General features: G+C 56.1%; 11 protein-coding genes. 1 reads left to right on the forward strand and 10 read right to left on the reverse strand.

Going from position 1 to position 13,354, the window contains the following annotated elements; all coding sequences use genetic code 11:
- Positions 1-52 precede the first annotated feature (52 nt).
- The 8 genes from sucD to sdhC all read right to left on the reverse strand — a co-directional run bounded on the left by sucD (position 53) and on the right by sdhC (position 9,768).
- A complete protein-coding gene (sucD, locus tag ACUTSW_RS09610; protein ID WP_004949757.1) occupies positions 53-925 on the reverse strand; it encodes a succinate--CoA ligase subunit alpha in 873 nt (290 codons plus the stop codon).
- A complete protein-coding gene (gene sucC / locus ACUTSW_RS09615; protein WP_004949756.1) occupies positions 925-2,091 on the reverse strand; it encodes an ADP-forming succinate--CoA ligase subunit beta in 1,167 nt (388 codons plus the stop codon). The genes sucD and sucC overlap by 1 nt, the downstream gene beginning before the upstream one ends.
- 117 nt (positions 2,092-2,208) lie before the next feature.
- On the reverse strand, positions 2,209-3,435 hold the full coding sequence (gene odhB, locus ACUTSW_RS09620; RefSeq protein ID WP_445584269.1) for a 2-oxoglutarate dehydrogenase complex dihydrolipoyllysine-residue succinyltransferase: 1,227 nt from the start codon (positions 3,433-3,435) through the stop codon (positions 2,209-2,211).
- 18 nt (positions 3,436-3,453) lie between these two features.
- A complete protein-coding gene (sucA, locus tag ACUTSW_RS09625; protein WP_004949754.1) occupies positions 3,454-6,261 on the reverse strand; it encodes a 2-oxoglutarate dehydrogenase E1 component in 2,808 nt (935 codons plus the stop codon).
- A 276-nt stretch (positions 6,262-6,537) separates the two neighbouring features.
- Positions 6,538-7,254 carry a succinate dehydrogenase iron-sulfur subunit gene (locus ACUTSW_RS09630; RefSeq protein ID WP_063202493.1) on the reverse strand — a complete coding sequence of 239 codons (717 nt, stop codon included), beginning with the start codon at positions 7,252-7,254 and terminating at the stop codon, positions 6,538-6,540.
- A 16-nt stretch (positions 7,255-7,270) separates the two neighbouring features.
- On the reverse strand, positions 7,271-9,037 hold the full coding sequence (gene sdhA / locus ACUTSW_RS09635) for a succinate dehydrogenase flavoprotein subunit (protein WP_062869946.1): 1,767 nt from the start codon (positions 9,035-9,037) through the stop codon (positions 7,271-7,273).
- A complete protein-coding gene (gene sdhD, locus ACUTSW_RS09640; protein WP_004949748.1) occupies positions 9,038-9,385 on the reverse strand; it encodes a succinate dehydrogenase membrane anchor subunit in 348 nt (115 codons plus the stop codon).
- On the reverse strand, positions 9,379-9,768 hold the full coding sequence (gene sdhC, locus ACUTSW_RS09645; RefSeq protein WP_004949747.1) for a succinate dehydrogenase cytochrome b556 subunit: 390 nt from the start codon (positions 9,766-9,768) through the stop codon (positions 9,379-9,381). The genes sdhD and sdhC overlap by 7 nt, the downstream gene beginning before the upstream one ends.
- Before the next feature lie 735 nt (positions 9,769-10,503).
- Here sdhC and ACUTSW_RS09650 point away from each other — a divergent pair.
- Positions 10,504-11,796, forward strand: a complete 1,293-nt coding sequence (locus ACUTSW_RS09650) for a citrate synthase (protein ID WP_445584270.1) — start codon at positions 10,504-10,506, stop codon at positions 11,794-11,796.
- Positions 11,797-11,855: 59 nt separating this feature from the next.
- Here the strand turns inward: ACUTSW_RS09650 and nei are convergent, their stop codons facing one another.
- The gene (gene nei, locus ACUTSW_RS09655; protein ID WP_445584271.1) at positions 11,856-12,647 is read right to left on the reverse strand and encodes an endonuclease VIII; all 792 of its coding nucleotides are present in this window, start codon (positions 12,645-12,647) and stop codon (positions 11,856-11,858) included.
- Positions 12,648-12,703: 56 nt separating this feature from the next.
- Positions 12,704-13,348 carry a pyroglutamyl-peptidase I gene (pcp, locus tag ACUTSW_RS09660; protein WP_004949741.1) on the reverse strand — a complete coding sequence of 215 codons (645 nt, stop codon included), beginning with the start codon at positions 13,346-13,348 and terminating at the stop codon, positions 12,704-12,706.
- Between the last annotated feature and the right edge of the window lie 6 nt (positions 13,349-13,354).

A 13,354-nucleotide genomic window follows, 5' to 3' on the forward strand; every position in this document is an offset into this window, starting at 1 on the left:
AAAAAAGGCCACCCAAAAGGGTGGCCAATCATGTCGAGAGACTATTGCCGTATCAGCGGTTCAATACCGCTTTTACCGCTTCACCGATGTCAGCCAGGCTGCGTACGGTTTTAACCCCGGCCGCTTCCAGCGCTGCGAATTTTTCGTCCGCAGTGCCTTTACCGCCGGCGATGATGGCGCCTGCGTGGCCCATACGTTTGCCTTTCGGCGCAGTAACGCCGGCAATGTAGCCAACAACCGGCTTGGTGACGTGTTCTTTGATGTAAGCTGCCGCTTCTTCTTCCGCGCTACCGCCGATCTCGCCGATCATCACAATCGCTTCAGTCTGCGGATCTTCCTGGAACATTTTCAGGATATCGATGAAGTTGGAGCCCGGGATCGGGTCGCCGCCGATGCCCACACAGGTAGACTGGCCCAGACCGGTATCGGTGGTTTGCTTAACCGCTTCATAGGTCAGGGTGCCAGAGCGGGAAACGATGCCCACTTTGCCCGGCAGGTGGATGTGGCCTGGCATGATGCCGATTTTGCACTCGCCCGGAGTGATAACGCCTGGGCAGTTCGGGCCAATCATGCGCACGCCGGCTTCATCCAGCTTCACTTTCACGGTCAGCATATCCAGCGTAGGGATGCCTTCGGTGATGGTGATGATCAGTTTGATGCCTGCATCGATAGCTTCCAGAATGGAATCTTTGCAGAACGGCGCCGGGACGTAGATCACGGACGCAGTGGCGCCGGTAGCTTCGACCGCTTCACGCACGGTGTTGAACACCGGCAGACCCAGGTGTTGAGTGCCGCCTTTGCCCGGCGTAACGCCACCGACCATTTTAGTGCCGTAAGCGATAGCCTGCTCGGAGTGGAAGGTCCCCTGGCTACCGGTGAAGCCCTGGCAAATTACTTTGGTGTTCTTATCGATTAAAATGGACATTATTTACCCTCCACTGCCGCAACAACTTGCTGAGCCGCATCAGTCAGGCTGGTCGCAGCAATGATATTCAGACCGCTGTCCGCCAGTTTCTTGGCGCCCAGTTCGGCATTGTTCCCTTCCAGACGCACGACCACAGGGACGTTAACGCCCACTTCGGCGACTGCGCCAATGATGCCGTCGGCGATCAGATCGCAGCGCACGATACCACCGAAAATGTTAACCAGAACCGCTTTCACCTTGTCGTCAGACAGGATGATTTTGAACGCTTCGGTCACGCGCTCTTTGGTCGCGCCGCCGCCTACGTCGAGGAAGTTGGCCGGTTCGCCGCCGTGCAGTTTAACGATGTCCATGGTGCCCATCGCCAGACCCGCGCCGTTAACCATGCAACCGATGTTGCCGTCGAGGGCAACGTAGTTCAGCTCCCACTGTGCAGCACGGGATTCACGCTCGTCTTCCTGAGAAGGGTCACGCATTTCACGCAGTTCAGACTGGCGGAACAGTGCGTTGCCGTCGGCACCCAATTTGCCGTCCAGGCAGATCAGATCGCCCTGCTTGGTGACTACCAGCGGGTTGATCTCAACCATCGCCAGGTCGCGCTCCAGGAACAGCGTCGCCAAGCCCATGAAGATCTTGGCGAACTGGCCGACTTGCTTGCCGGTCAGGCCCAGTTTGAAGGCCAGCTCACGGCCCTGGTAAGGCTGTGGGCCTGCCAGTGGGTCGATGGTCATTTTGTGGATCAGTTCCGGGGTTTCTTCCGCAACTTTTTCAATCTCAACGCCACCTTCGGTGGATGCCATAAACACCACACGACGGCTTGCACGGTCAACTACCGCGCCCAGATACAGTTCTTTATCGATGTCGGTCGCCGCTTCTACCAGGATCTGGTGAACCGGTTGGCCCAGCGCGTCAGTCTGGTAGGTCACCAGACGCTTGCCCAGCCAGGCTTCAGCGAAAGCACGGATGTCTTCTTTGCTGTTAACCACTTTAACGCCGCCAGCTTTACCGCGACCGCCAGCATGAACCTGACATTTTACCACCCACGGGCCGGAGCCGATTTTGGATGCGGCTTCTTCTGCTTCACGCGGTGTGGTACAGGCGTAACCGGTTGGTGCCGGCATGCCATACCGAGCAAACAGCTGTTTTGCCTGATATTCGTGTAAATTCATGATGTTCTATCCATTCAGTTCTGAAGGTTTTAGCCGAGCCATTTTGGCGGAAAACCGCATGACTTTTGTCGGCCACATAGCACAGAGTGTGGGCGCGGCGTACCGCGCCCATCAGGGTTATACGTCCAGCAGCAAACGAGCCGGATCTTCCAGCATCTCTTTCACCGTCACCAGGTAACCAACGGACTCTTTGCCGTCGATCAGGCGGTGATCGTAAGAAAGTGCCAGATACATCATTGGCTGGATCACAACCTGGCCATTCACCGCCATTGGGCGATCTTTAATGGCGTGCATGCCCAGGATGGCGCTCTGCGGTGGGTTGATGATCGGGGTAGACATCAGTGAACCGAATACGCCACCGTTGGTAATGGTGAAGTTACCGCCGGTCAGTTCTTCCACGGTCAATTTGCCGTCACGGCCTTTGACCGCCAGCTCTTTGATTTTCTTCTCGATGTCCGCCATGCTCATGCTGTCTACATCGCGCAGTACCGGGGTCACCAGGCCGCGTGGGGTAGATACCGCAATGCTGATATCGAAATAGTTGTGGTAGACCACATCAGTACCGTCAATGGAAGCGTTCACTTCCGGGAAGCGTTTCAGCGCTTCAACCACCGCCTTGATGTAGAAGGACATGAAGCCCAGACGTACACCGTGGCGTTTTTCGAAGGCTTCACCGTACTGCTTGCGCAGATCCATGATCGGCTGCATGTTGATTTCATTGAAGGTAGTCAACATCGCAGTGCTGTTCTTCGCTTCCAACAGACGCTCGGCCACGCGCTTGCGCAGACGGGTCATCGGCACGCGTTTTTCGCTGCGGTTGCTCAGGGCAGGCTGCGGTGCGGCTTCAACTGCGGCTGCGGCTGCGGCCGGCTTGTCGGCTTTCTTGCCGTTAGCCAGATGCGCTTCCACGTCTTCGCGAGTGATGCGGCCACCCACGCCGCTGCCTTTGATGGCTGCAGCGTCGAGATCGTGTTCAGCAATCAGACGGCGGATCGCCGGGCTGAGTGCATCGTTGCTCTCTTCTTCCAGGCTGGCGGTTGCGCGCTGGGCCGGAGTGGCTTCTTTAGCCTGGCTCTTCTCTTCGGTCGGCTTGCCAGAGCTGTTGCCCGGGCGAATACGGCCGAGGATCTGGCGAGAAAGCACGGTTGCGCCCTCTTCTTCCACGATCGCATCAAGAATACCTGCTTCGCTGGCCGGCACTTCCAACACAACTTTGTCAGTTTCGATTTCAACCAGAACTTCGTCACGCTGGACGCTGTCGCCTGGTTTCTTGTGCCAGGTGGCTACGGTCGCATCGGCAACCGATTCAGGAAGGTCAGGAACCAGAATATCTACGCTACTCATTTAGCTTTCCCTTAATCTTTATTCAATATTCAGCGCGTCATTAACCAGAGCCTGTTGCTGCTTCTGGTGTACGGACATATAACCGACCGCCGGAGAGGCGGAGGCTGGACGTCCGGCGTAACGTAAAGAAGCCCCGAACGGCACGACTTCACGGAAATTGTGTTGGCTGCAGTACCAGGCGCCCTGGTTCAGCGGCTCTTCCTGGCACCAGACGAAATCATGCACGTGAGCATACTTCTCCAGCACGGCCTGAACGGCCTGGTGCGGGAACGGATACAACTGCTCGATACGTACGATGGCCACGTCTTTCTGGTCGTTCTTGCGGCGCTGTTCCAGCAGATCGTAATAGACCTTACCGGAGCACATCACCACGCGTTTGACCTCTTTCGGATCCAGCTCGTCGATCTCGCCGATAGCCGGCAGGAAGGTGCCGTTAGCCAGTTCTTCCAGAGAAGAAATCGCCAGCGGGTGACGCAGCAGGGATTTCGGTGACATCACCACCAACGGACGGCGCATACCGCGCAGCGCCTGACGACGCAGCATATGGTAAACCTGCGCCGGGGTGGACGGGATGCACACCTGCATATTTTGTTCCGCACACAGCTGCAGGTAACGTTCCAGACGCGCGGAGGAGTGCTCCGGACCCTGGCCTTCGTAACCGTGCGGCAGCAGCATCACCAGGCCACACATACGGCCCCATTTCTGCTCGCCGGAGCTGATGAACTGGTCGATCACGACCTGAGCGCCGTTGGCGAAGTCACCGAACTGCGCTTCCCAGATGGTCAGGGTGCGCGGTTCCGCAGTGGCGTAGCCGTATTCGAACGCCAACACCGCCTCTTCAGACAGCACGGAATCCCAGACTTTAAACTCGCCCTGCCCACTGTGCACATTTGCCAGCGGAACGTAGACCGAACCGTTTTTCTGGTTATGCACCACCGCATGACGGTGGAAGAAGGTCCCGCGCCCGGCATCTTCACCGGAGATACGAATCGGAATGCCTTCATCGACCATAGTGGCGTAGGCCAGCGTTTCAGCCGCACCCCAGTCGAACGCTTTGTTGCCTGCGGCCATCTCTGCACGGTCACCGTAGATTTTCGCTACGCGGGACTGCATTTCGATCGCTTCCGGTACGGTGCTGATGCGACGAGCCAGTTCCTGCAAGCGTTTCATCTCAACCTTGCTTGGGTACTCTTCGTCCCACTCGTGGTTCAGGTACGGCGACCAGGTAAAGGAATGCAGATTCATCGGACGCCATTCTTCAACCACGCAATCGCCGCGATCGAGCGCATCGCGATACAGGTTGACCATTTCCGTGGCATCTTCCAGGCTCGCGACTTTCTGTTCGGTAAGAACGTCAGCATAAAGCTTGCGCGGCGTCGGGTGTTTTTTGATCTTCTGGTACATCACCGGCTGGGTTGCACTTGGCTCGTCGGCCTCGTTATGCCCATGACGACGGTAGCAGACCAGATCGATCATCACATCGCGTTTGAAGGTGTTACGGAAATCCAACGCCAGACGGGTAACAAACGCCACCGCTTCCGGATCGTCAGCATTGACGTGGAAGATCGGCGACTGAACCATTTTGGCGATATCGGTACAGTATTGGGTCGAGCGCGCATCCAGCGGGTTGGAGGTGGTGAAACCAACCTGGTTGTTGATGACGATACGCACCGTGCCGCCCACTTCGTAACCGCGAGCCTGCGACATGTTCAGGGTTTCCTGAACCACGCCCTGGCCGGTAATGGCGGCATCACCGTGGATGGTGATTGGCAGCACCATGTTGCTGCGCGCTTCGTCCAGACGATCGCGGCGGGCACGTACGGAGCCCATAACCACCGGGCTGACGATCTCCAGGTGCGACGGGTTGAACGCCAGCGCCAGGTGAACCATGCCGCCTTCGGTTTCGACGTCGGAGGAGAAGCCCTGGTGATATTTTACGTCACCGGTACCGAGGTGTTCTTTATGCTTGCCGGCAAACTCGTCGAACAGGTCGGCGGGCTTTTTACCCAGCACGTTGATCAACACGTTCAGACGGCCGCGGTGAGCCATACCCAGCACCACTTCGCGCGTGCCGTTTTTGCCGGCATGGCGAACCATCTCTTTCAGCATGGGCACCAGCGCATCGCCGCCTTCCAGAGAGAAGCGTTTCGCTCCCGGGAATTTAGCGCCGAGATAGCGTTCCAGGCCTTCCGCTGCGGTCAGCTCATTCAGGAAACGGCGTTTCTCTTCGTTAGTAAAGCTGGCGCGCCCCGCTACCGATTCGATGCGCTGTTGGATCCAGCGTTTCTCTTCGGTATTGGTGATATGCATGTATTCCGCACCGATCGAACCGCAGTAAGTCTGCTTCAGCGCAGCATACAGGTCGCCCAACTTCATGGTTTCTTTGCCGATGGCAAAAGAACCCACGTTGAAGGTTTCCTGGAAGTCGGCGTCGGTCAGATTGTGGTAAGCGGGATCGAGGTCAGCAACGGTCTCTTGCTGCCACAGGCCGAGCGGATCGAGATTGGCATGCTGATGTCCGCGGAAACGGAAGGCGTTGATCAGCTGCAGTACCTTGACCTGTTTGGCGTCGGTGTCTGGATCGTTGATGGTGGTATTGTAACGCGCAGAGTCTTTCGCCAGGCGGCGGAAGTAGTCACGCGTTTGAGAGTGAAGCTGATCGGGTTTAACACCCGCGGTTGGTAGCTGTTGAAAAATGGAACGCCAGCTATCTTCAACGGAACCCGGATCGGTTAAGAAGTCTTCATAGAGCTGTTCTATGTAAGACTGGTTCGCGCCCGCCAGATAGGAGGAATCCAGCCAGGCCTTCATTGCGCCGTTCTGCATCATGATCCCTTAAGCTTTGAAGCTTTAGTTTTCGCCGTGGTTAACATAATTACCGTGATGGATACGGTTTGCCGTAGAAACGGTTCACTCGACATATCTTATGACCCTAATAAGGCCTGATACGTTTTGTTATGGACCTTGCGGTCCCTTACAAGGAACCTCTAAAAACCGGCGGACGAACCAGGCTGCATAGCGCCGCAGCCGCGGGTCAGTTTTTAGAGGCTCCCTCCTTTGCGATGTGCGCCGGAACCAGCCCGGCGCAGCATCTCATTGCGCTTATGCGCCGCGTTGCAGCAGCATGGACTTGATATGACCGATCGCACGCGTCGGGTTCAAGCCTTTAGGGCATACACTGACACAATTCATAATGCTATGGCAGCGGAAAACACTGAAAGCGTCGTCCAGATCGTCTAAACGTTCTTGTGTTTCCGTGTCACGGCTGTCGATCAGGAAGCGGTACGCCGCCAACAGGCCAGCAGGCCCTACGAACTTGTCAGGATTCCACCAGAACGATGGGCAAGACGTCGAACAACAGGCGCACAGGATGCATTCATACAGACCATCCAGTTTAGCCCGTTGTTCCGGCGATTGCAGGTGTTCGCGCGCCGGAGGATTCTTGCCGTCGTTCTGCAGGTAAGGCTTGATCTTTTCATACTGGGTATAGAACTGGCCCATATCAACCACCAGATCCCGCACCACCGGCAAACCCGGCAGAGGACGGATCACAATCTTGTTGTTGCCTTTGCGCAACGCCGAGATGGGGGTGATGCATGCCAGGCCGTTCTTGCCGTTCATGTTCAGGCCATCGGAACCGCACACGCCTTCACGGCACGAACGGCGGAACGACAGGGTCGGATCTTTCTCTTTCAACTGGATTAACGCATCCAGCAGCATCATGTCCCGGCCGTCTTCCGCTTCCAGGGTGTAATCCTGCATATGCGGAGCATCATCAACATCCGGGTTATAGCGATATATTGAGAATTCGAGTTTCATCAATCGATCTCCGCGATCAGTAGGAACGCACTTTCGGTGGGAATGCCGGGCGCAGCTTCGGTTGCATGTTCACTTCACGACGCGTCATGCTTTCCGATTGCGGCTGATACAGCGAATGGCACAGCCAGTTGGCGTCATCGCGATCCGGGAAGTCGAAGCGGCTGTGCGCCCCGCGGCTCTCGGTACGGAAGTTGGCCGACACGGCGGTGGAAAACGCAGTCTCCATCAGGTTATCCAACTCCAGGCATTCGATGCGCTGGGTGTTGAATTCGCTGGAGGTATCGTCCAGGCGTGCGTTCTTCAGACGTTCACGGATCTCTTTCAACTCTTCCAGCCCTTTCGCCATGGCATCACCTTCACGGAATACCGAGAAGTTGTGCTGCATACAGGCTTGCAGCGCCTTGCGAATTTCAACCGGATCTTCACCCGAACGGGTGTTGTTCCAGCGGTTCAGGCGCTCCAGCGACGCATCCACATCCGATTCGCTGGCGTCACGGCTCTCGCCCTGCTCCGCCAGAGATTCCTGTAAATGCATACCGGCAGCACGACCGAATACCACCAGATCCAGCAGCGAGTTACCACCCAGGCGGTTGGCGCCGTGTACCGATACGCAGGCGATTTCGCCCACGGCAAACAGACCCGGGATCACCACATCTTCGCCTTTCTCGTTCACGGTCAGTGCCTGGCCGGTCACCTTGGTCGGTATGCCGCCCATCATGTAGTGACAGGTCGGGATCACCGGGATCGGCTCTTTTACCGGATCGACGTGTGCGAAAGTGCGCGACAGTTCCAGAATGCCCGGCAGACGGGATTCCAGTACCTCTTTACCCAGGTGATCCAGCTTCAGCTTGACGTGTGGCCCCCACGGACCGTCACAGCCGCGGCCTTCGCGGATTTCAATCATGATCGAACGGGCAACGACATCACGGCCCGCCAGGTCTTTGGCGTTCGGCGCATAGCGCTCCATGAAACGCTCGCCGTGTTTGTTCAGCAGGTAACCGCCTTCACCACGGCAACCTTCGGTCACCAATACCCCAGCACCGGCGATGCCGGTCGGGTGGAACTGCCACATTTCCATGTCCTGCACCGGCACGCCGGCGCGCAACGCCATGCCGACACCGTCACCGGTGTTGATATGCGCATTGGTGGTGGACTGGTAAATACGGCCTGCACCGCCGGTCGCCAGTACGGTAGCTTTGGCTTTGAAGTACACCACTTCACCGGTTTCGATACAGATAGCCGTGGTGCCGACCACCGCGCCATCCTGGTTTTTCACCAGATCCAGCGCATACCACTCGGAGAAAATGGTGGTGTGGTTTTTCAGATTCTGTTGATACAGGGTGTGCAACAGGGCGTGACCGGTACGGTCCGCCGCCGCCGCGGTGCGTGCCGCCTGCTCGCCACCAAAGTTCAGTGACTGGCCGCCGAACGGACGCTGATAGATGCGGCCTTCATCGGTACGGGAGAACGGCAGCCCCATGTGTTCCAGCTCCAGAACCGCTTCCGGGCCGGTTTTACACATATATTCGATGGCGTCCTGGTCACCGATGTAATCGGAACCTTTCACCGTGTCATACATATGCCATTCCCAGTTATCTGCGTGGTTATTGCCCAGGGCTACGGTAATGCCGCCCTGTGCAGACACGGTATGGGAACGGGTCGGGAATACTTTGGATATCAGGGCGCACGTGGAGCCCGCTTGAGAAATCTGCAGTGCCGCGCGCATACCTGCGCCACCAGCACCGATAACTACAGCATCAAACTCTCTGACCGGCAGTTTCATTTACACACCCCACACTACGATTGTTCCGTACAGCAAATAGACCAGCAACACGACAACGATTGCCAGTTGCAACACCAGACGCACTGCCAGCGGTTTGACGTAGTCCGTCAACACCTGCCACAAACCGACCCAGGCGTGAACCAAAATCGACAGCAGCGTCAGCAGCGTGAACACTTTCGTAATAGAGGTGGCGAAGAAGCCGCGCCAGATTTCATAGGTGAGATCCGGAGCCGTGACGAAGAAGCCCAGGATATACAGCACGTACAGGGTGATGACGATAGCGGAAGCACGCAGTAACAACCAGTCGTGTACGCCGTTGCGCCCTAATGCAGAAACATTGTTTACCATACGAGGACTCCAGCCAGAACTGACAGCACGACGGTCAGACCGATCGCCACCTGGGCGGAACGGGTACCGGCGGCTAAACTCTCTTCGATATAGCCAAAATCCATTAACAAGTGACGGATGCCACCGCAAATGTGATAGGCCAGCGCCGTGAGGATGCCCCAGAATATGAATTTGACAACGAAGCTATTCATGATGGCAGCAGCCTGCATGAAACCCTCTTGGGAAGAGAGAGACAGGCCCAGCAGCCAGAGGAGGATACCCACGGCAACGAAGGTAATTACGCCAGAGACTCGGTGTAAGATGGACGCTATCGCAGTTACGGGAAACTGAATCGTTTGCAGATCCAGGTTGACAGGTCTTTGTTTTTTCACGTTTTTGCCCACACAGCTCTTATTATTTTCCTTCCTCCGGACCTGGGCGGGGATCAGACAGCGTTAAGAGCCAAAACCCTTACACGTCACACGCTTAAACCTCAACATCCTCTGAGCTTAAACGGTGCGCATTTATAACGCTGGGTGCTCCTACTTCAGGGTAATCCGGAGACCTGGCGGCAGTATAGGAGGATCACATTCTGATTACAATTCCCATACAATCTGTTTGGTAACATTTCCCCCGAACAGTGATTTACATCACGAATTTCACAATTGGCACAAAATTAATTATCTGATTTGACAAGAGATCAACATTTCCATTACATATAGGGGCACAAACGGTCCTATGATGCGCTATAGGTCAGCGGATACACTTCCCCCAGTGTTCAAGATATGCAACAGTGTATTTGGCAGAACCTATCCCAATAGCCGTTTTTGCCGGTCATGTTTGCAACAAATCACCGCAGGTAAAAGCAAATAAGGCAGATAAAACAGCTTATTGGGATAGGTTCATAAAACCCCCGAACACGTCGTAGGTACGATTAACAGAATATAACGAATTCCGATGAATCGTTAACAACTGGTCACCCGCCTCGTTCGCCTGGTTAGCACTCTGTACCCTACCCGCGCAATTGCGCAGTCGCTCACAGAGTTAGCGTCCGCTCCATTTTTTGCGGGCAACCTGCGGAGAATTAAGGTATTTCAGTTGTTAGAGGTTTTTAAAATAAGGCGCTAAGGAGACAGTAAATGACTGATAAGAAAGCGACGCTAACCATTAACAATGGTGAAGCTCCGATCGAACTGGGCGTATTATCCCCGACACTGGGCCCCGATGTCCTCGATGTCCGCGCTCTGGGCTCCAAAGGTTATTTCACATTTGATCCCGGCTTTACTTCTACCGCTTCCTGCGAATCCAAAATCACCTTTATCGACGGTGACAAAGGCGTGCTGCTGCACCGCGGTTTCCCGATCGAACAGCTGGCGAAAGAGTCTTCCTACCTGGAAGTGTGCTACATCTTGCTGTACGGCGAGACCCCGACCGCAGAAGAATTCGAGACCTTCAAAACCACCGTAACCCGCCACACCATGATCCACGACCAGATTACCCATCTGTTCCGTGGCTTCCGTCGCGACTCGCACCCTATGGCGGTGCTGTGCGGCGTGACCGGGGCGCTGGCGGCGTTCTACCACGACGCGCTGGATGTGAACAACGAGCGCCACCGCGAGATCACCGCGTTCCGCCTGCTGTCCAAAATGCCTACCGTGGCGGCGATGTGTTACAAATATTCCCTGGGCCAGCCGTTCGTTTATCCACGTAACGATCTGTCCTACGCTGGCAACTTCCTGCACATGATGTTCGCTACCCCGTGTGAAGAGTACGTGGTGAACCCAGTGCTGGAACGCGCAATGGATCGCATCCTGATCCTGCACGCCGACCACGAGCAAAACGCCTCCACGTCTACCGTACGTACCGCAGGTTCTTCGGGCGCTAACCCGTTTGCCTGTATTGCGGCCGGTATCGCCTCCCTGTGGGGGCCGGCGCACGGCGGTGCCAACGAAGCCGCACTGAAGATGCTCGAAGAGATCAAAACCGTTGAGCACATCCCAGAGTTCATCAAGCGCGCGAAAGACAAGAACGATTCGTTCCGTCTGATGGGCTTCGGCCACCGCGTGTACAAGAACTACGATCCGCGCGCCACAGTGATGCGTGAAACCTGTCACGAAGTGCTGAAAGAACTGAACAAGAAGGACGACAACCTGTTGGAAGTGGCGATGGAGCTGGAACACATCGCGCTGAACGACCCGTACTTCATCGAGAAGAAACTGTACCCGAACGTCGACTTCTACTCAGGCATCATCCTGAAAGCGATGGGTATCCCTTCTTCCATGTTCACCGTTATTTTTGCCATCGCCCGTACCATCGGCTGGATTGCACACTGGAACGAAATGCATGACGAAGGCATCAAAATTGCCCGTCCGCGTCAGCTGTATACCGGCTATGCCGAACGTGATTTCAAATCCCAGCTGAAAAACAAATAACGCCGCTTTACCCTACATAAAGCAGCACAGCGCCGCCCGATCGGGCGGCGTTTTTTTTGCTACTTTTGGCAACCGGGGCACCAATAAAACGGCCGTGACGACAGTTGGGTTCTGACAATCATCGCGCCGCAGCGCTCACAAGGCTCACCGCTGCGATGGAAAACCTTAAAGCTGAACAGTGCGCCATGATGACGGTTCTCATCCACCCGTCCGCGCGTCTGGTAAGACAGGCGAGGCACAGCCAGCAGAACCTCCGCCAATCGCTGTAAAACGTCAGGCTCCAGATCCTGTGGCTTATGTTGAGGTGCCAGCTCTGCCTGCCAGAGAATTTCGGCACGCAGATAGTTGCCCAAACCCGCGAGAAAAGCCTGGTCGAGCAACATGCCCCCCAGTTGTCTGCGACGAAACGCCGGCGACAGCAGCCGTTGTTCTACAGCCGCCACTGTCAGCGTCATGTCCAACACGTCGGGGCCAATTCGCTGTAAAAATGGGTGCTGCTCTATCTCTTCACGCGGCCCAAGGGTAATCTCCGAAGCGCTGTACAACAGAATTGCCCGCTGCGCCGTTTCCAGCCGCACACGCAAGTCACGCCTGGTATCCGGCGCTTCTCCCGCTTTTGCCACTTTCCACACGCCATACAACTGGTTGTGGCTGTACATCGTCAGCCCGTTAGAAAAGTGGGTCAGCAGTGCCTTGCCGCGTGGCTCGATAGCAATGATACGTTCACCGATTAACCGATCGCGGTAATGTTTAAGCTGGGGAAAAGCGAAACCCACTTCCGTCAGCGGCTGGTCGATCACCGCCGCAGCCAGCGCATCCGCCGCCCGGCGAATTTCCGGTCCTTCCGGCATATTGCAACTCCTGAATTAGCCGGACCTCCGCAGCGAGAGGCCCATAGAAAACACGATTAATGCGTCGCGCCGCCCACCACTTTCAGATCGTGCTCCACCTGCAACGCGATGGAGATAGCCAACTCCAGAGCGAACAGCACCGTCTGCGACGCCATGCTGGGTGCGCCAGGGTGGGCGGCAGCCTGCTCCGGCAGATAAGGAATATGAATAAACCCACCCTTAATCTCTTGCTGGCCGTTTAACCGGTGCAACAGGCCGTACATCACGTGGTTGCAGACGTAGGTCCCGGCGGTTTGCGATACCGAAGCGGGTATGCCGGCTTCACGCATCGAGTTGACCATCGCCTTTATCGGCAAGGTGCTGAAATAGGCCGCCGGCCCGGCTTCAAGGATAGGTTCGTCGATCGGCTGCCGGCCCTGATTATCAGGAATGCGCGCATCATCGACGTTGATCGCTACCCGCTCTATAGTGATATCGGTGCGTCCTCCGGCCTGGCCGATGGCCAGTACCATCACCGGCTTTACCTCATCAATCGCCGCGTTCAGCACCTCGAGCGCTACGCCAAACACGCAGGGCAGCTGGCGCGCAATGATGCGCGTGCCAACAAACTCCCTGTCGTTCAGTTGCTTTACCACTTCCCACGAAGGATTAACGCGTTCTCCGCCAAAGGGCTCAAAGCCCGTAATTAATACCTTTTGCATGAGTTC

It is taken from the genome of Serratia sp. TSA_198.1 (genome assembly GCF_052686505.1).

What these genes read in the sequence shown, in the direction of transcription:
- sucA (WP_004949754.1), bottom strand. Translation starts at nt 6,261, where the DNA reads ATGCAGAACGGCGCAATGAAGGCCTGGCTGGATTCCTCCTATCTGGCG.
- nei (WP_445584271.1), bottom strand. Translation starts at nt 12,647, where the DNA reads ATGCCGGAAGGACCGGAAATTCGCCGGGCGGCGGATGCGCTGGCTGCG.
- ACUTSW_RS09650 (WP_445584270.1), top strand. Translation starts at nt 10,504, where the DNA reads ATGACTGATAAGAAAGCGACGCTAACCATTAACAATGGTGAAGCTCCG.
- sdhD (WP_004949748.1), bottom strand. Translation starts at nt 9,385, where the DNA reads ATGGTAAACAATGTTTCTGCATTAGGGCGCAACGGCGTACACGACTGG.
- ACUTSW_RS09630 (WP_063202493.1), bottom strand. Translation starts at nt 7,254, where the DNA reads ATGAAACTCGAATTCTCAATATATCGCTATAACCCGGATGTTGATGAT.
- sucD (WP_004949757.1), bottom strand. Translation starts at nt 925, where the DNA reads ATGTCCATTTTAATCGATAAGAACACCAAAGTAATTTGCCAGGGCTTC.
- sucC (WP_004949756.1), bottom strand. Translation starts at nt 2,091, where the DNA reads ATGAATTTACACGAATATCAGGCAAAACAGCTGTTTGCTCGGTATGGC.
- odhB (WP_445584269.1), bottom strand. Translation starts at nt 3,435, where the DNA reads ATGAGTAGCGTAGATATTCTGGTTCCTGACCTTCCTGAATCGGTTGCC.
- pcp (WP_004949741.1), bottom strand. Translation starts at nt 13,348, where the DNA reads ATGCAAAAGGTATTAATTACGGGCTTTGAGCCCTTTGGCGGAGAACGC.
- sdhA (WP_062869946.1), bottom strand. Translation starts at nt 9,037, where the DNA reads ATGAAACTGCCGGTCAGAGAGTTTGATGCTGTAGTTATCGGTGCTGGT.